The following is a 19,313-nucleotide window of genomic DNA, read 5'->3' as shown; positions in this document are numbered from 1 at the left end:
GATTACAGGTGAATTCCTGTCTGCTCTACAAGTGCATGTTTCAGCACCTGATCCATATGGGCTACAGGGACAAATTCCACATCTTTCTTGATGCTGTCTGGAATGTCACGCAGGTCCCGTTCGTTATCCTTGGGCAATAATATTTTTTTATAGCCGGCACGATGGGCTGCCAGTGATTTTTCCTTCAGACCACCAATCGGCAGTACACGTCCACGCAGCGTTATTTCACCGGTCATGGCGATATCCTTGGAGACATGTTTGTTCGTCAAGGCTGAGATTAACGCTGTTGCCATCGTAATCCCGGCAGATGGGCCATCCTTCGGAATTGCTCCTTCCGGAACGTGGATATGAATATCGTTCTTCTCATGGAAGTCAGGCGCGATCCCGAGCTGTGTAGCTTTGGAACGGGTGTAACTGAATGCGGCTTGCGCCGACTCCTTCATGACATCCCCCAGTTTACCCGTAAGAGTCAATTTACCTGTTCCTGGTACAACAGTCACTTCAATAACAAGGGTATCTCCACCCACTTCAGTCCACGCCAGACCTGTTACGGTACCAATCTGATCTTCCAGTTCGGCCATGCCATAACGGAATTTACCAGGTCCAAGGTAGTCTTTGAGTTCATCTGATGTGATGTTGATCTGACCTTCCACACCGGATACGATGTTCTTCGCAGCTTTCCGGCACAAGGATGCCATCTGCTGTTCCAGATTACGCACACCGGACTCCCGTGTATATTCACGAATTACACGCAACAGCACGTCATCCGGGATTTCCAGTTGCTCTTCTTCCAGACCATGGTCCTTCTTCTGCTTGGGCAACAAATAGTTTTTCGCAATTTGCAGCTTCTCCAGCTCCGTGTAACCTGGGATGTTGAGCATTTCCATCCGATCCAGCAATGGACGCGGAATATTGTGCACCGTGTTGGCAGTTGTTATAAACATAACGTTGGATAAGTCAAACGGTAATTCTACAAAGTGATCACTAAACGTATTATTCTGTTCCGGATCAAGCACCTCAAGTAACGCTGCGGAAGGATCTCCGCGGAAGTCTGAAGCCATCTTATCAATCTCGTCCAGCAGGAATACCGGATTCAGTGAACCTGCCGTTTTCATCCCCTGGATGATACGCCCAGGCATGGCGCCTACATAGGTGCGTCGGTGACCACGAATCTCGGCTTCATCACGCACGCCGCCAAGAGATATTCTTACAAACTCCCGGCCTAGCGATCTGGCGATTGAACGAGCAAGTGATGTTTTGCCGACCCCTGGAGGTCCAACCAGACAGAGAATTGGCCCTTTAAGCTTCTTGACGAGCTTCTGGACAGCCAGATATTCAAGCACACGCTCTTTGGGCTTTTCCAATCCGTAATGATCTGCATTGAGCACATCTTCGGCTTTTTGGATATCCAGATCATCCGCTGTCATCTGACTCCAAGGAAGGCCAAGCAGCCAATCCACGTAGTTGCGAATGACTCCGCCCTCGGCTGAACTTGCAGGCATTTTCTCCAGTCGATCAATTTCTTTCTCGACCTTTTCTTTCACCTTATCCGGCAAGCCGAGTTCTTCCATCTGAGTGCGAAGTTCCTCGACCTCACCCGCACGGCCTTCTTTTTCACCCAGTTCTTTCTGGATCGCTTTCATCTGCTCGCGCAAATAATATTCCTTCTGCGTTTTCTCCATCTGTTTCTTCACACGTTGGCTGATCTTGCGTTCAAGCTCCAGCACTTCGCGCTCATTGTTCAGGATATCCAGCAATTTCTCCAGACGTTCCCGAACGTCGATGGTCTCCAGAATTTCCTGTTTATCCTTAATCTTCAAGGACAGGTGACTCGTGATAACATCAGCCAGCCGCCCTGGTTCTTCAATGTCAGACACCGCTGCAAGTGTCTCTGGTGTCACTTTTTTGGACAGATTAATATAATTCTCGAACTGGTTCAGAACAGTACGCATCAAGGCATCCGTCTCCGGATGAGTATTCTCCTCTTCAGGCAGTTCCCGTGCCAGCACTTCGTAATATTCCTCGTTGTCCGTATATTCAATAATTTCAGCCCGTTCCAAGCCTTCCACAAGTACACGAATCGTACCGTTCGGAAGCTTCAGCATCTGTCTGACCTTGGCCACGGTTCCGATTCTGAAAATGTCTTCTTGTGTTGGTTCTTCAATATTTACTTCGGCTTGGGAACATAGGAGAATCAGATGTTCTTCTACCATCGCTTTTTCTAAAGCCTTGACCGATTTCTCCCGGCCCACATCGAGATGCAGTACCATACTCGGGTAGACGAGAAGTCCTCTTAAAGGCAGTAAAGGAAAACGACGACCTTTCGCTTTGCTCGGTCCCATCGCTTTCGCACCTCCAATGGCTCTCAGGTTGTAGTCATTCATTATTCTATCAAATGTTCACATAAAAAACCAATGAAGGGAAGCGCTTAGCAGCTTCCCGAATCTGTAACCTGTCCTGTACGAGGCACGTCCGCACGCAAATAGGAAGCGGATGCCGGTGGAAAAATCTCCGGTGCAGGTGCAACTGTCTCCTCTGCAAGCTTCGTTTGTTCCATCTGTTGTGATTCCGGAACCCAGGCGAACACTTCACGGAATACGTCCTCTACCGTATCTACCGGGATAACGCGCAAGCCATCCAGATTCTCAAAAATGGACTGCCAATTCTCCGCGGGAATTATAACGGTCTTCGCTCCTGCCTGAAAGGCAGCCTCCACCTTGGCCAGCACGCCACCAATAGGCTTAACCCGACCATGAATACTGATCTCGCCAGTCATCGCTGTCTCATGATCCACAGGGCGTCCCTGAATGGCTGATGTAATGGCAGTCGCCATCGCAATCCCGGCGGATGGACCATCAATAGGCGTCCCGCCTGGGAAATTCACGTGTAAATCGTAATCATTCGGACGAATACCCATGGCTTTTAATACGGTTAACACATTTTCAACCGAGCCTTTGGCCATACTTTTTCGCCGGAGTGTACGCGAACCGCCTCCAATCTCTTCTTCATCCACAACGCCTGTAATGTTGATTCGGCCTTGATCTTTAAGAGCCGGAACAGCAGACACTTCGATCTCCAAAATGGTTCCCATATTCGGTCCATATACCGCCAAGCCGTTAACAAACCCCACCTGCGGCTGTGAAGGGACCTTCCGATCAGGCCGTGGCTGGATCTGGCTGCTACCCGCCACCCACTCCACATCGGACGCCTGAAGCGTCTCACGCTTCTCTGTCAGCGCAAGTCCAGCAGCCAGCTGGATGATATTGACCGCTTCACGTCCATTGGTTGCATATCGCTTGACCACATCAACGGCATCCGGACATGGACTGAACCCTATTTTCTGCACAGCATCTTCGGCAATTCGCCCAATCTCCTCAGGCAACAAAGGACGGAAATAAACTTCCATGCAGCGTGAACGCAAAGCTGGTGGCAATTCATGAGGCGAACGTGTCGTTGCTCCAACAAGGCGGAAATCGGCCGGCAGGCCATTTTGAAAAATATCGTGGATATAAGCAGGAGTATGCGTGTCTTCCGAGTTATAGTACGCACTCTCCAAAAACACCTTGCGATCCTCCAACACTTTCAACAGCTTATTCATCTGAATCGAATGTAATTCACCAATTTCATCAATAAAAAGCATTCCTCCATGCGCTTTCGTCACAGCGCCCGGTTTTGGTTGGGGAATACCAGCAACGCCCATGGCTCCTGCTCCCTGATATATCGGATCATGAACCGAACCAATTAAGGGGTCCGCAATCCCACGCTCATCAAAACGGGCTGTTGTTGCATCCAGCTCCGTGAATTTTGCGTCTGGTTTGAAAGGAGAAGATGGATTCTTCTTGGCCTCTTCCAACACAACTCTTGCAGCAGCTGTCTTCCCAACTCCGGGCGGGCCATAAATGATAACATGTTGCGGATTCGCACTGCATAATGCAGCTTTAAGGGCACGTAGCCCATCTTTTTGCCCAACAATATCGTTAATGGTTGCGGGACGCGTCTTCTCCGACAGCGGCTTGGTGAGTGAGATCGAACGCAGCTTGCGCAGCTTCTCCAGTTCCTTGCGAGATTCTCGCTCAACGGCACTGCGGTTTGTTTTCTGACCACGCAGCAGGTTCCAGAAATACAAACCAATCACCACTCCAAAAAATAACTGAATCAACATTATGAACATTCCGAAATCACCCATGTCTCAACATCCTCCTTCTGTCCCTATTCTCATATGAGATCATGCTAATACTTGGTAGTATAGCCTTTTCAACGAGACGTAAACGGGCAATGTGGAATTTGTATACGAGAATATAAAAAGCCCGCCATCGCTGGCGAGCTTTTGGTGTAACAAGATATGAATCAATCAGTGCGAACGACCAGGAATAACACCTGTCTCTTCGTAAGCTTCGACGATTTTGTCGATCTCTTTTTTTAATTCCTCAACCATGATTTCTTCAGGCACTTTACGAATCATCTTGCCGTGACGGAACAAGAGACCTTCTCCACGAGCACCGGCAATTCCGATATCCGCTTCTTTGGCCTCACCTGGACCATTAACCGCACAACCCAACACCGATACTTTAATCGGCACCTTCAGTTTGGAGATATACTCTTCCACTTCGTTGGCAATGGAGAACAGGTCGATATCCAAACGTCCACACGTTGGGCAGGAGATCAATGTGGCTGCATTTGTGATGAGTCCAAATGTTTTGAGCAGATCACGAGCAACCTTGATTTCTTCTACCGGGTCCGCACTCAGTGAGATCCGCATCGTAGAACCAATACCCATGGACAATAAAGCGCCCATACCTGCGGAGCTTTTGATCGTACCGGAGAACAGTGTACCTGCTTCGGTAATTCCGAGATGCAACGGATACGGAATGATTTGAGCTGCTTTGGTATACGCCTCAATCGCCATCGGTACATCTGATGCTTTGAGAGACACGATGATATCATGGAAATCAAGCTCTTCCAAAATACCAATGTGATACAATGCACTTTCTACCATAGCATCTGCCGTAGGATACCCATACTTCTCAAGGAGATGGTTTTCCAGAGACCCTGCATTTACTCCAATCCGAATCGGAATGCCGCGGTCTTTACAAGCCTTAACCACTTCTTCCACTTTCGCACGTTTACCAATGTTACCTGGATTAATCCGAACTTTATCGATGCCGTTCTCAATCGCAAGTAAAGCCAGCTTATAGTTGAAATGAATGTCCGCTACGAGCGGTATATTAATGCGTTTTTTGATTTCCTTGATGGCTGCGGCAGCTTCCTCATTATTCACCGTGACACGTACCACTTGACAGCCCGCTTCTTCGAGTCGCAGAATCTCTGCAACCGTTGCTTCAACGTCTGCCGTTTTGGTTGTACACATACTTTGGATAATGACTTCGTTACTGCCACCAATCGTTACGTTTCCCACTTTCACGGGACGTGTATCCTGTCTTAAATACATGAGTGATTTCTCTCCCCACAACGTCAAAGCTCCACCCTGACAGAGACATGAATTCGCCTTCTGCCAAAGTGGAGAACTGACAAGTCTATATTTCAGAGTTCAACGGGATTCAGGCCATTATTAGGCGCTCTCTTCCTGCTTATCGTCCTTCGATTGGCTTAGTTCAGGCACGACTCTTTTCTCAACAACTTCTTCGGTAATGACACAGTTCGTAACATCTTCACGTGAAGGCACTTCATACATGATTTCCAGCATGATACCTTCAATGATGGCACGTAATCCACGTGCACCTGTGTTACGTTTAATTGCTTCTTTTGCAATCGCGAGCAATGCAGCTGGTTCAAATACCAGATTCACATTATCCAGCTCAAGCAGTTTTTGGTACTGTTTGGTAAGCGCGTTTTTTGGTTCGGAAAGAATCCGTACCAACGTATCTTCATCCAGCGGCTCCAATGTGGAGATGACTGGCAGACGGCCTACAAATTCCGGAATCAGACCAAATTTCAGCAAATCTTCCGGCAATACCATACCCAGGTATTCACCTGGTTTCAGATCTTTTTGCTCAGAAACAGTATTAAAGCCAATGACTTTTTTACCGATCCGGCGTTTGATCATTTGCTCCAGACCATCAAAGGCACCGCCGCAAATGAACAGGATATTCGTTGTATCGATCTGAATGAATTCTTGATGAGGATGTTTACGACCACCTTGTGGTGGTACAGAAGCCACAGTTCCTTCAAGAATTTTCAAGAGAGCCTGTTGTACACCTTCGCCCGATACATCACGAGTAATGGATGGGTTTTCGGATTTACGCGCTACTTTATCAATCTCATCGATATAAATAATGCCACGCTCTGCTTTTTCCACATCATAGTCAGCAGCTTGAATCAGTTTGAGCAGGATATTCTCTACATCCTCACCCACATAACCCGCTTCTGTTAATGACGTAGCATCAGCAATAGCAAAAGGAACATTCAGAATTTTTGCCATCGTTTGCGCAAGCAACGTTTTACCAGAACCTGTTGGTCCTAACAGCAAAATGTTACTCTTTGACAATTCAACGTCTTCAATTTTGCTTTGTGTGTTGATCCGTTTGTAGTGATTATACACCGCAACAGACAATGATTTTTTCGCTTGTTCCTGTCCAATAACATATTGATCCAGAATATTACGAATTTCTTTTGGTTTCGGAATATCTTTCAGGTCTACTTCTTCATCATGACCGAGTTCTTCCTCAACGATTTCGGTGCAAAGTTCGATACATTCATCACAAATGTACACACCTGGTCCAGCGACCAACTTACGTACCTGCTCCTGAGATTTACCGCAAAAAGAGCATTTCAGTTGCCCTTTCTCATCGTTAAATTTAAACATGAAACCACCCCTTTAGGAATTGATCGGTCTACTGAGCACCTGGTCAATAATGCCGTACGTCTTAGCTTCTTCAGCGCCCATGAAGAAGTCACGGTCTGTATCCCGCTCAATTTTCTCAAGAGGCTGACCCGTACGATCGACGTATATTTGATTCAGTTTCTGACGTGTTTTAATAATCCATTCTGCGTGTATCTTAATATCCGCAGCCTGTCCTTGAATGCCGCCAAGCGGCTGATGAATCATTACTTCGCTGTTTGTCAGCGCATATCTCTTGCCAGGTGCACCGGCTGTCAGCAATAACGAGCCCATGCTTGCTGCCATCCCTACGCAAATGGTAGATACATCCGGCTTGATAAATTGCATCGTATCGTATATACCCATCCCTGCGGTCACAGAACCACCAGGTGAGTTAATGTACAAGCTGATATCCTTCTCAGGATCGTCGGCTGCCAAAAACAAAAGCTGTGCTATGACAAGATTGGCTACATCGTCATCAATCGCACTGGTTAGAAAGATAATGCGATCTTTCAGCAAACGTGAATATATATCGTAAGACCGCTCGCCTCGATTGGTTTGTTCTATAACCATTGGCACCAGACTCATGAGACCAACCTCTTTTCTACATGTAATTAGACATAGGCCACTTCTAAAGCAAACCCAAATTCATTCTAACACTTTCCTGTGACAATGTCATTTTTCACAAGAAGGGTCAAACATCCGTTTGTTTACTTTTTTAGCCTGATCATATTTAACCATGTTTTCTATGTATGTGCAAATTGAAGCCATCCTATGCCGTCTTGCCGTTTTTTATTTGCATGGAGTCCATAGGTATGTAAAAAGTGTACACAGATCAATAAAATTATTTTTCATCCATATAATCACTTCATTTTCTATAAAATGGATGTCGTAATTTAAAAATAAGGCACGCAATAATTCACGTGCCTTATCGTTTATTCAACTACAGCTTGTCTTATTTTTCGTTAGCTTCGGCAACAATTTCTTCAGCTGGAGCTTCAACTGGTTCAACAACTGTGCTGTTCTCAACAAGAACGTCAATCGTTTTACGCAGTTTCACTTCATCGCGAAGGCTGTCCAGGGAACCATTACCTTCGAGGATGCCACGGATCTCATCAGCAGGACGCTTGTAAGATTCAGCCATTTTCTCGAGTTCTTGATTCACTTCTTCATCAGATACTTCAATGTTTTCCGCTTTTCCTACAGCTTCAAGCACCAGGTTGTTGCGAACACGTTTGGAAGCATCTTCTTGCATTTGTCCTCTCAGGTCAGCTTGAGTCTGGCCAGAGAAGCTCAGGAACATTTCAAGGTTCATACCTTGGTTACGCAGACGGTTGTCGAAATCACGCATCATGTTTTGTACTTCGCTGTCAACCATTGCAGCTGGAATGTCCACTTCAGCGTTCTCAGCCACTTTTTCTACAACTGCATTTTCTTGTGCAGCTTTGGCTTCGTCAGCTTTACGGGATTCCAATTGTGTTTTCAGGTCAGCTTTGTACTCTTCAAGTGTGTCGAATTCGCTAACATCTTTAGCAAACTCATCATCCAATGCAGGAAGCTGTTTGCGTTTGATTTCGTGAATCTTCACTTTAAATACCGCTTGTTTGCCAGCAAGTTCTGCTGCATGGTAGCTCTCTGGGAAAGTCACTTCTACGTCTTTGAAGTCACCTGTGGACAGACCCACAACTTGCTCTTCAAATCCAGGAATGAATGTGTTGGAACCCAGTTCCAGAGAATAACGCTCAGCTTGTCCACCTTCGAAAGGTACACCATCAACGGAACCGTCGAAGTCGATTACTGCAACGTCGCCGTTAGCAGCGGAACCTTCGTCGATTACAACGAGTTCAGCGTGACGTTGTTGAAGACGCTCAAGTTCTTCAGTCACTTCTGCGTCAGTTACTTCACCTTTTGCTACAGCAACTTCGATTCCTTTGTACTCACCAAGAGTAACTTCAGGTTTCACAGTTACTTTTGCTTTGAACTTGAATGTTTGTCCTTTAGCGAATTGTTCAACATCTACGTCAGGACGATCAACCGGGAAAATATCCGTTTGGTCGATTGCTTCTGTATAAGCTTCAGGAAGCAAAATGTCGATTGCTTCTTGATAAAGGCTCTCTACACCAAAACGTGCTTCGAAGATGGAACGTGGTACTTTACCTTTACGGAATCCAGGTACGTTTGCTTGTTTAACCACTTTATTAAAAGCTTTGTCGAGTGCTGCAGTTACACGATCCGCATCCACTTCAACCTCAAGAACCCCAAGGTTCTTCTCTATCTTTTCCCAAGTTGCTTTCATTGTATACTTTCCCCTCCAAAATTCACATGTTCACGTAGGCAATCACGTACAAAATAACCATTTTAGTATAAACAAGATTAGATTCTTTTTCAAGGGGAATCCCTTGATACAGTTTAAGGAAAACGTTTCCGGCCTCGATTAACCATCCAAACCGGCAGATACAAATTGTTTCATGGAACGATAAGCTTGCTCCAGTCGAAAGCGCATCGCGCCTGTCACAGCATACATTGAGCGGGTATTTTCCTCATCATGCGAACCACCCAAACTGTCTGCAACGGTCATATGTAGAGCTGCTGCCCATATATCTGTCATGGAATCATTTTCTTCCAGCATCGATACATAATCACGGGTTCCATACACCGCCATGACATATTGTATCCACAGTTCCTGTGCAAAATAAAAGAGCGTAGGTTCATGAACCTCCGTCTGATCTGCCACTCGTTCCAGAATCTGAACGATTTGGAGCGGAAATTCCTCTGGTCTAAGAGGCACGGTGTCGATCTCAACTTCAACCTGCTCTTCGCCTCTCGTAAACAGGATCATACCTTGAACACCTCGGCGACGCAAGGTTTGCAGCACCCGGAATTGAAGCAGTGGGTGAAGCGACTTATCTTTTAACCAACTGGTAAGTGCCTCGTCAATCTTCGGTAGATCAAGATAGGCCAGTTGCTCCAGAGCCAGCATCGTCTGTTCAGACAGCGGCTCCTCCATTACTGTGCGAAGCATCTTATCTGCATAGCCATCATCCTGTTCAAGCTTCATTCGGGCATGCTGGCGTGCCATGTCTTCCTCACTAATCTCTTCTTCCTCTTCTCGTTCTTCAACAACGGCAGGCGAGGTTTCTTCATATTGAGGGAACGCAGCCTGAAGCCATTCTAGCAGGGCCCGCCATTCATCATAGTGGCGCTCTTCCTGTCCCTGACATTGCAGCAAAAAGTGAAGCAATTTCATCGCTTCACCATACCGTTCATTTTCAAGCATAACTGTCAATTGAATCTGGTAATAGTCCAGCGTCTTAGGAAACAGCACAATATTGTTGTTATGCTCGGTTTCCCGGGTCGTGGATTCCTTAATGGGAGCACCTCCTCTATATCCTGAATCTCCAGTTGGGATCAACCTAAATAGATGTATATATTAAAACGATTGTTGATCTATTTTTGAGTTCTCCTGATATTCTAACATAACCTTAAATATAATGAAAAAAACGTTACTGCCGCCAAATATCATATACGAAAAACAGTTTAAAATAAAATGCTTGATATTCCTGTATGCATATGATAAAATCAATTTTGCTTGAAAAAATCCATGTCTCAGTAGCTCAGCTGGATAGAGCAACGCCCTTCTAAGGCGTCGGTCGGGGGTTCGAATCCCTCCTGGGACGTAAAAAAAGAAAACTTCCTTCGGGGAGTTTTTTTTGCGTTCTGGGGATAAGAACCCCAACGGTTCGTCGAAGCATTCACTTCGTGAGCACTACTTCGCAGTCTCGACTGCATTGAGAGTATCCCTCCTGGGACGTAAAAAAAGAAAACTTCCTTCGGGGAGTTTTTTTGCGTTCTAGGGATAAGAACCCCAACGGTTCGTCGAAGCATTCGCTTCGTTAGCACTACTTCGCAGTCTCGACTGCAGGGAGAGTATGGTCCATTGGGTGTTTTTTCATTTCATTGCTCAATATTGACATAGAATGTTATGCTTACGGAGTGGATTATGTAACAATCCATACATATTAACTTCTTAGAAAACAGGAGATTTTATCAATGTCATCTTCAATACAGCAGCACTCATCTATCCATACCGAGGAAGAACATTCTTCGACATCCAAAAGAGTCGGCCTGTTATTAGCAGGCATTATCGTCATCGCAGCTACCATGAGGTCACCGATTACAGCAACTGGACCTGTCGTGGAGATGATCCGCTCAGATACAGGTATCGGCCATACGATGGTCGGGCTTCTGACCTCACTTCCTTTGCTCGCCTTTGCAGCAGTCTCCCCCTTTGCACCACGTCTTGCCAAACGGTTAGGACTCGAATCTGCTCTGCTATTGGCTGTTATCATCGTAACCATCGGGGTGGCCTTACGCTTGTTGCCTTCCGTTCTTTCCTTATATACAGGTACCGCAATATTGGGTTGCGGCATTGCATTAAGCAACGTGCTTTTGCCAAGTTTGATCAAACGTGATTTTCCATTGCGGGTAGGTATCGTCACCGGATTATATTCTGTATCCATGAACATATTTGGCGCCATCGCCTCAGGTGTGAGTGTGCCAGTAGCAGAAGCCACATCTATGGGTTGGCGCGCTTCGTTAGGCATGTGGGCACTGTTGTCCATACTGGCGCTTCTCTTGTGGCTCCCCCAGATCGCCGCAGGACGTCAGCGAATGTTATTCATAGCCACACAGAGTGAAGGGACGCCTGTACGTCTACGGACCTCTTCCCTGGCCTGGTTCATCACTTTATTTATGGGTCTGCAATCTCTAATATTTTATACAACGATTACCTGGCTTCCCGAGATTCTCGCTGAGCAAGGATTCAGCCCCACCTCAGCAGGGTGGATGCTCTCCCTGATGCAGATGGTCAGTGTACCGGCTACCTTTATCGTTCCAATCCTCGCCGGCCGAACGCGAGACCAGCGTGTTCTAACCGTGATAACATGCTCTTCTTTAATTGTCGGGTATGCTTTATTGTTAACTGGTATCGCTTCGCTCGTTACCATCGGTGTCACGTTGGCAGGAATAAGTGCTGGAGCTTCATTTGGAATGGTAACGATGTTCTTCGTCCTTCGCACAAAAGATGCCAGACAAGCTGCCAGCCTGTCCGGTATGGCCCAGTCCTTCGGATATATGCTTGCGGCAGTGGGACCTCTACTGTTCGGCATGCTTCATGACTGGACAAAAGGATGGACCCTTCCGTTGCTAATACAGGTCATTCTGGCCATCGCTTTGCTAATCGCAGGGATTCAGGCCAGCAAAAATAGAATGATCGGTTAGTCATATAATTCATTTATAAAAAAAACAAAACGGCCTCCATCCTGCAAATCAGGATGGAGGCCGTTTATGCATAGAACAATTCCTTCATTAATTTAATCAATTTCAATGAGGAAGAACTTACTTCACTTTTACCTTAATCGTGTCTGTGCTGGTAACTCCGGCTGCATTAATTAACTCTGCCCGATACGTATACGTTCCCGATGCTTTCCCGGACAGTGTAGTCACAGCACTTTGCGCAAGCGGTGATACCGCACGGAGTTCTTGCGTGTCGATCAACTTATCATTTTCATAGAGACGATACTCTGTAGCGTTGGTCCCCCACCACAGGTTCATAGTCAACTTATAATTGCCATCGCCATCCCAGTTATCGTGAGAAAGAACTGCTTTGCCTGGCGTTGCGTTGGTAACCCGAACAGTCAACGTCTGACTCCGCGTTGTTCCCTTGTCGTTGGTCAGCTCGGCCACATACGTATACGTGCCATTGGCTTTGCCCGTGATCTTCGTCTGAGCAAACTGCGCCCAAGGCGCGTTGTAAGTCAACTTCTGCGTATCAACCAAAACCCCGCCCTCATATAACTTGTAGCTAGTTCCGTTCTCGCCCCACCACAGGTTCATTGTGACCATATACGCGCCCTCTGGTAAGCCGTTGCCTACCCAGTTATTGTGAGACAATACAGGCGTACCTGGGGCCTTGGTTGCCGGAGTTTCAGGTTCGGTCTCCACGGCTTGCAATTTCAGTGCCGTATTGGCTGTGCCCGAAAGCCCCTGTTGGTCTTTTACCGTAAGTTCAACAGCATAATCACCTGCTTCAATTCCCTCCAAAGGAAGGCTGAAGGTACCATCAGGTTGTACTTCAAAGACTCCTTCTTTATAAACCGATCCATCCTCTTTTTTCACAACATACGTTGCTTCCAGGGAAGCGGCCGGATCAAACGTGATGTTCCATCCGCTGGCAAGCGCAGGAGCAACACGGAAGTACAAGTCTTCCACGCTACCATTAAGGACAGCAGACTCATCCTCTTTGAACTCCAATGCTTCTGGTGCAGTTACAGCCGGAGCTGTCTTTTTCACCAAAAATGGCGAAGTGTCTTCCTTATAAGTTTTGCCGTCCGTACCAATAGTAGTGATGTCTACCGTATATAAACCATCTGGAATCTCAGTCACTTCATCGGTTGTGTAATCTGCATATGAACCGTCCCAAGCAAGGTTGTATCTTGCATTGGCATTGAAGTTAAAATAGTTACCAAAGATGGAGCCGATATAACCATCTTGATAATATCCACCTTCCGGATTAAGACCATCATAAATCTCAATCAGGGCAAATGTCATTGGATTATAGAATTCCATCGCTACATTAAGGGTATCCAACGTACCATCAGCCTTCAATGGATAGTGGAATGGATTTTTTTCAGTGCCTTTTACGGTTTCAATATACTTAACTCCACTCAACGTAACATTAAAATGAGCAACATATGGCACCGTAAAAGTATTGGTTCCGTTCGAGAACTCAATGTATCCTTGTGCTTCTGTAGTCGCAGTAACCCCTCGCGGAACGGTGATTGTCACTGCAAGTTCTTCCTCACCATTCAGTGTGAAGGAACTCTTGTCTACCGCAACGGATACACCAGCGACATTACGAGTTGGATTCACATTTACGGTATAATCCCCACCACTACCATTCAGCGCTTCAACTTTAATCGTTTTGGTAATCGTCTTTTCATCTGTGCTCAGGAAATTGCCGTAGTTGATGCTTCCAGTGATATTTTCCTTTTCAACAACTGCGCCACTTTCTGTGTATTGAGTTACATCAAGCACTTTGACAAAAGCAGCAGGATCGATGGTGTTCACAGCCTGAATGCGGCCTGCACCTTGATCAAATACATCAAACTTGGCTGTATCCAGTACTTTACTATTGTTCATCAGCGCAACTTTGATATCAAATGGCGTCCATTCCGGATGCTTCTCGATCAGCAGCGCAATCAAACCTGCTACATGAGGTGTAGCCATACTTGTACCTGATTTACGATCATAAGCTTGTGCGTAATCTGCGTCTGGCTCATCCTTGCCGTAGGCAGGAATCGTAGACAGAATGCTTGTGCCTGGTGCAACAATATCCGGTTTAATGTCCAGCGTTACCTTTGCAGGTCCACGTGAACTGGATGAATTCATTTCATCGCCCGGAGTTTGGGAACGTTCAAAATCACTAAAGCTCACTTCAACGGCTTGTCCTGCGTCCAGCTCAGCCTTGATCACATCTCCATCTTCCTTGGACATGCTCAGTGTTGGAATGAGTTCAAAGTTATCGCCCAGACTTACACCGATTGGGCCCGGAATGTTGTTATATACAATAACAGCCACGGCTCCAGCCGCTTTAGCATTGGCGATTTTCTCTACAAATGCGAGTTCACCACGCTGTATTAATGCCACTTTACCTGTAAAATCCTTACCTTCAAAATCAGTTGGCTTACCCAGTGCTGCAAATTCAAGCTCATATTTCCCTGTCAAAACAGTTTCAGGGTCTGCCGACAAGCTCCAGCCCATCAGATCCAGACGGTAAACCGACTCTGTAATAGCCAGTGGAGCTTCAGTTGGAGCAATTACAGACTCTTCTTCCACAGGGGCAGCTTCAGGAGAAGCTTCAACTGGTGCAGAAGGTGATACAGATGGAGTACTTTCTTCCGTTGTAGCTTCTTCTACATTCGGAACTTCAGCGTCGACAGGCGTTTCAGCTGTAATTCCATCTTGTTCTGATCCAGCAACTAAAGTTTCATCAGAAACCGCTTCCTCCACAGCTGCTGCACTTTCCTCAATAGCAGTTGCGGGTACACCTTGCTCTGAAGTTTGTGGCTCCTCTGTTCCAGGTGCTGTACCCAGTTCAGGAGATTGTTCAACCTCTGGCAACGGTTGTTGTTCAGGTTGTGTCTCTTCGCCTTCCTCACCAATCCAGAAGTGAGTATCAGCTGTAATCAGCTGGCTAGGTCCTGTGGAGTTACCTACCGTAATGGCCATTGCAGACGCACCCGGGGAGCCCAGTGTATAACGGTTAGGTCCGTCATTGCCACTTGCAACTACTGCTGTCACACCAGACAGCATCGCATTATTCAAGGCTACCGAAGTAATATAACTTGGATCGTTGGCGGCGTTACCCAACGAGAGATTGATTACATCCATGCCATCTTCAACAGAACGATCAATTCCGCCGAGTACCCATGAGGTTTGACCATTGCCATACGGTCCAAGTACACGGTAAGCATAGATATCTGCTTCAGGAGCAACGCCAACAATTCCGTAATCCCCTGCTTCGCGAGCAGCAACGGTACCTGCTACGTGTGTACCGTGGGATGTGTAATAGGCGCTTCCATTAGCGTTGAACTCTGGTTCGCCCGATACCTTCCATTCTTGATATGTTGTTTCATACGGATCATTGTCGTTTCCAACAAAATCCCATCCGCCTTTGTAGGCTTCTTGCAAATTGGGATGTTCGTAGTCAATCCCTGTATCAATGACACCCACTTTGACACCATTTCCTTTGTAACCCAGATCCCATACTTCAGGTGCACCAATAAAAGGTGCTGTGTCTTTCATGTACGGATTCACTTCATCTGTCTCGGGCGCTATGGTAACTTCAAGGTCAGGATATACGCTGACTACGCCTGGTATCTGAAGCAATTGTCCTATTTGGTTTCCTTTAAGCTCAATCGCTACACCATTCAGGGCATAAGCATAATTTTCCAATACTTCATGTTTGATTTTCTTCTGAGTGAGGCTATGTACAAATGACTGTTGTTGTTGCTCAACTTGAGTCACAGCCTTTGTTTCCATAGAGGAGGTAAAAGATTTTCCGGAGAGGGTTGATTCACCTTGCACTACTGCAACAGGTTTATTGGAAAGTTCAACGATCACTCGGGTGCTTTCTCCACCCAGGCCTTCCAAGCTTTTATCCAAAAATGGATCTGCGGCAAGTTTTGTTTCTTGCCCTGCAAGAATCTCTCTCCATTGTTTGGCTTCGGCCGTACTGGGTATGTTCTCAAGCTGAATAGCTGAATCTGCGGGAGCGGCTCCAGCCGCGGGGAGAATAATGGAAAAGACCATCAGAACACTCAATAACGTGGATAAGAATCGTTTACTCAAGGCTATGCCCCTCCTTTTAAATGTGAATACCTCACCAAATGATGGGTTCCTGCCGTTTGTGCGTATCTGCAATATGCACTCCAAATTCACCACCTATCTGCAAGAAGTTTGACCCTTGGTAAATTATTCTATCAAAATACCACATTTTCCTTCTAAATACTTACAAATATGATATAGAAATTACTTATATGGGTCTTGAGTATGATAAAACTATCCATTTGTAATTATTTGTCGTTTGAATATTTCATTTTTAAAATAATGCAAAATCCTACTTTATTCTGGCTTCACAGCTTCAATACGCAGACGCTTATAATCGGCATACAGAGCATCATCTTTCCAAAGGCGAGGCATCACGATCTGACTGGTTTCCTTGCATATTTGTTGTATCTCTTCATGACTGAGACCCTCAAAATAGTCCCCTCCAAAATGAGTCAACCAGCCTACTATACCTTGCTCACCATCTTCCAATCTGGTAGGACGGTCATAGTGATAGGCATGACGCACCACAAATCCACATTGCTCTAAAATATGGCTATATTCTCCGATCGAAGGAAAATACCAAGGATTGCGTTCTGAAGCACGAATGCCTGTGTTTCGCTCCATAACCTCCTCCAATGCATTCACAATGGTCTGCACATTCCCTTTACCACCGAATTCTGCGACAAAACGCCCTCCGGACTTCAAAGATTTCGATATACTATCCACCACTAATCGCGGACTTTGCATCCAGTGCAGGGCTGCATTAGAAAAGACGGCATCATACAGTCTATTCGTCTCAAACCGATGACCGTCTCCTTCCACGAACTCAAGTTCAGGGAATTTCTCCCTCGCACGGCGAATCATGTCTGGCGATGCATCCATGCCAATAACTTCAGCTTCAGCCAGAGAAATTTCATACGTCAAATCCCCCGTCCCGCAACCCAGATCAAGAATGTATTCCCCTTTTTGGGGTTGCAGCCAAGAGATCAGGTTTTTGCCGTATCCGGACACAAAAGCCAGTTTGTTGTCATACTCATCTGCTTGCCATTGATTTAATGATTTCATGGATACCACCGTCGCTTTCGTTATTGATATCCTCATTGTTGCATAGAATTGTTTATTCTTTAAATATATAAATTCTATATTATTTATAGGTATAACCAATAGAACACTTCCTCTGAACGCAAAAAAACTTCCCGAAGGAAGTTTCTTTTAATACGTCCCAGGAGGGATACTCTCCTTCCAGTCGAGACTGCGAAGTAGTACTAACGAAGCGGATGCTCCGACGAACCATTGGGGGTTCTCTTCCCCTGAACGAAAAACAAGAAGCTTCGCGAAGGAAGCTTCTTTGTTTTTTACGTCCCAGGAGGGATACTCTCCTTCCAGTCGAGACTGCGAAGTAGTGCTAACGAAGCGGATGCTCCGACGAACCATTGGGGGTTCTCTTCCCCTGAACGAAAAACAAGAAGCTTCCCGAAGGAAGCTTCTTTGTTTTTTACGTCCCAGGAGGGATTCGAACCCCCGACCGACGCCTTAGAAGGGCGTTGCTCTATCCAGCTGAGCTACTGAGACAAATATGTATAAAAAATTTTCGGCGCGGTTCTTATTATACTCTGATTTCTATATTTTTCAATAGTTTTATAAAAAAATTAATAATTATACTTAAACACGGGTTCAAAAATGTACTTTTCGGTGTTATTCTCATACTCTAGTCCCTTTGAGAATATGATAGCTTGAACCAGGTTATATTGAGGAGAGTGGGACATTAGAGTAAGATTAACATCAGACATGTTCAATGTCAGAATTGTTGGGTAATCTTTTGCATACATACATTTCAATGATCCATTGAAGGAGAGAATCGACATGAGACAACTTTTATCAGCCCTATCCTATTTTAGTATTTTCTTTGCCCCGTTCCTGTTTCCGATCATTATATGGATTGTTGCCAAGGATGATTATATTGAGGGACATGCGAAACGCGCCTTATTCTCACATGTATTCCCCTTTCTCGCTGCCATTCCGTTATTTTATTTCTTCGTGACTGCGCATAGCCTGGGTTCCGCCGTCGGGTTTGTCATTCTATTCTTTGTCATTTACGGATTAAGCTTTGTGTACAACGTGGTCAAAGGGATTCAAGTGCTGCGCGAGTATGCTTGATCACATCTCCACCTAATCTGACCATCGCATGACAAAACCCGCCGTTCAACAACGGCGGGTTTTTCCAGTTACAGATGCAGTCAGAGCAACCAGCAACAGCAATAGATCACTATCTACGTATAACTCAACATTGAACCCTATCCCGCTATCGCCACATGTGTTGCTGGAGCATTACCTGTTAAGCCTGCCCGATCAGATATCGCTGAAGGGTTGGACCAAGCAAACCAAATGCAAACAACTCACTTTGAAACCGAGCCTTATCTTCTTCAACTGTCATGCCTTCACTGTTCTCAAATGCGGTATCTGTTGCCTCTTCAAACGCGGTATGCATATTATTGTTATACCAGTCGATCGCCGAATCGGAGTGATTGCGTACAATTCGAACAACTTCCAGCGAATTTCCGGGCTGTGTTGAGGCCACATATACAAGTAATGTTGGGTCTCCGGCATTTCCAGGCTGCACTTCCACTTCTGCACAGGATAATCCGTCTACCTCGGTTAATCTGCGTATTTTGGCATCTTGAATGGCATACATTCGTCATCGCGCTCCTTTTCCTTTGTGCTTATCATGTAGTTTGTTCAATCTGGTATCGTGTCTCTGGTGTGCCTAATCGGTAAATCTCCCGATACACCTGTTGTAATACCGTTTCATACGCTCGGTTTACGGACTCCTCCGGTGTATCTGGCCATGGGAATACCATGCCAGGAAAGGCTTCTTCCTCCTTTTCCTGCATGAGGTTAAGCAGTCCAAGTAAATGCTCCGCTTCCTGCGGCGTTGCCTGAATGATCCATTCATATGATGTTACCGACGGATCCGGAATAACGGAGCGGCCCATGACAGACACATAATACTTCATACTGTCCATTGCATGTTCTCTCCTTCACAGGCATGTTGAGGTCGTTGTTCCTAGAACTAGTTTCCGAAAAG

The 19,313-nt window shown here is 45.9% G+C and carries 13 protein-coding genes and 2 tRNA genes; 3 read left to right on the top strand and 12 right to left on the bottom strand.

Going from position 1 to position 19,313, the window contains the following annotated elements; all coding sequences use genetic code 11:
- Nucleotides 1-2 precede the first annotated feature (2 nt).
- The 7 genes from lon to J7E78_RS08460 form a co-directional block, all read right to left on the bottom strand.
- Entirely contained in the window at nt 3-2,342 is a 2,340-nt protein-coding gene (gene lon, locus J7E78_RS08490; RefSeq protein ID WP_215075796.1) for an endopeptidase La, read from the bottom strand.
- Between the two features lie 86 nt (nt 2,343-2,428).
- Nucleotides 2,429-4,186 (bottom strand): ATP-dependent protease LonB, encoded by a 1,758-nt coding sequence (gene lonB, locus J7E78_RS08485; protein WP_215075795.1) that lies wholly within the window; start codon nt 4,184-4,186, stop codon nt 2,429-2,431.
- Nucleotides 4,187-4,351: 165 nt separating this feature from the next.
- Nucleotides 4,352-5,449 (bottom strand): flavodoxin-dependent (E)-4-hydroxy-3-methylbut-2-enyl-diphosphate synthase, encoded by a 1,098-nt coding sequence (gene ispG / locus J7E78_RS08480; RefSeq protein WP_017692591.1) that lies wholly within the window; start codon nt 5,447-5,449, stop codon nt 4,352-4,354.
- Between the two features lie 120 nt (nt 5,450-5,569).
- Nucleotides 5,570-6,823, bottom strand: a complete 1,254-nt coding sequence (gene clpX / locus J7E78_RS08475; protein WP_036605887.1) for an ATP-dependent protease ATP-binding subunit ClpX — start codon at nt 6,821-6,823, stop codon at nt 5,570-5,572.
- A 12-nt stretch (nt 6,824-6,835) separates the two neighbouring features.
- On the bottom strand, nt 6,836-7,426 hold the full coding sequence (gene clpP, locus J7E78_RS08470) for an ATP-dependent Clp endopeptidase proteolytic subunit ClpP (RefSeq protein ID WP_215075794.1): 591 nt from the start codon (nt 7,424-7,426) through the stop codon (nt 6,836-6,838).
- Between the two features lie 367 nt (nt 7,427-7,793).
- Entirely contained in the window at nt 7,794-9,134 is a 1,341-nt protein-coding gene (tig, locus tag J7E78_RS08465) for a trigger factor (protein ID WP_215075793.1), read from the bottom strand.
- A 138-nt stretch (nt 9,135-9,272) separates the two neighbouring features.
- Nucleotides 9,273-10,208, bottom strand: coding sequence for a hypothetical protein (locus J7E78_RS08460; protein ID WP_215075836.1), 936 nt, complete (start codon nt 10,206-10,208; stop codon nt 9,273-9,275).
- Between the two features lie 233 nt (nt 10,209-10,441).
- On the opposite strand from J7E78_RS08460, the gene J7E78_RS08455 reads away from it, so the two are divergent.
- Nucleotides 10,442-10,515 (top strand) — tRNA-Arg (locus tag J7E78_RS08455).
- Nucleotides 10,516-10,888: 373 nt separating this feature from the next.
- Nucleotides 10,889-12,118: a CynX/NimT family MFS transporter gene (locus J7E78_RS08450; RefSeq protein ID WP_215075792.1), complete on the top strand. Its 1,230-nt coding sequence runs from the start codon at nt 10,889-10,891 to the stop codon at nt 12,116-12,118.
- Nucleotides 12,119-12,235: 117 nt separating this feature from the next.
- Here J7E78_RS08450 and J7E78_RS08445 read toward each other — a convergent pair whose 3' ends face one another.
- The 3 genes from J7E78_RS08445 to J7E78_RS08435 form a co-directional block, all read right to left on the bottom strand.
- Nucleotides 12,236-16,249 (bottom strand): S8 family serine peptidase, encoded by a 4,014-nt coding sequence (locus J7E78_RS08445; RefSeq protein WP_215075791.1) that lies wholly within the window; start codon nt 16,247-16,249, stop codon nt 12,236-12,238.
- Between the two features lie 273 nt (nt 16,250-16,522).
- A complete protein-coding gene (locus J7E78_RS08440) occupies nt 16,523-17,293 on the bottom strand; it encodes a class I SAM-dependent methyltransferase (RefSeq protein ID WP_215075790.1) in 771 nt (256 codons plus the stop codon).
- 433 nt (nt 17,294-17,726) lie between these two features.
- A tRNA-Arg gene (locus J7E78_RS08435) sits at nt 17,727-17,800 on the bottom strand.
- Between the two features lie 291 nt (nt 17,801-18,091).
- Here J7E78_RS08435 and J7E78_RS08430 point away from each other — a divergent pair.
- Nucleotides 18,092-18,385 (top strand): magnetosome magnetite crystal formation protein family, encoded by a 294-nt coding sequence (locus J7E78_RS08430; RefSeq protein WP_017692583.1) that lies wholly within the window; start codon nt 18,092-18,094, stop codon nt 18,383-18,385.
- 178 nt (nt 18,386-18,563) lie between these two features.
- On the opposite strand, the gene J7E78_RS08425 is transcribed toward J7E78_RS08430, so the two are convergent.
- A complete protein-coding gene (locus tag J7E78_RS08425; RefSeq protein ID WP_215075789.1) occupies nt 18,564-18,920 on the bottom strand; it encodes a hypothetical protein in 357 nt (118 codons plus the stop codon).
- A gap of 31 nt (nt 18,921-18,951) precedes the next feature.
- Entirely contained in the window at nt 18,952-19,251 is a 300-nt protein-coding gene (locus J7E78_RS08420) for a hypothetical protein (protein ID WP_215075788.1), read from the bottom strand.
- Nucleotides 19,252-19,313 lie beyond the last annotated feature (62 nt).

Source organism: Paenibacillus polymyxa (genome assembly GCF_018614975.1).
GTDB lineage: Bacteria > Bacillota > Bacilli > Paenibacillales > Paenibacillaceae > Paenibacillus > Paenibacillus polymyxa_E.
Note: the sequence above shows the minus strand (reverse complement) of the source record. Positions and strands in the feature narration are given on the sequence as shown.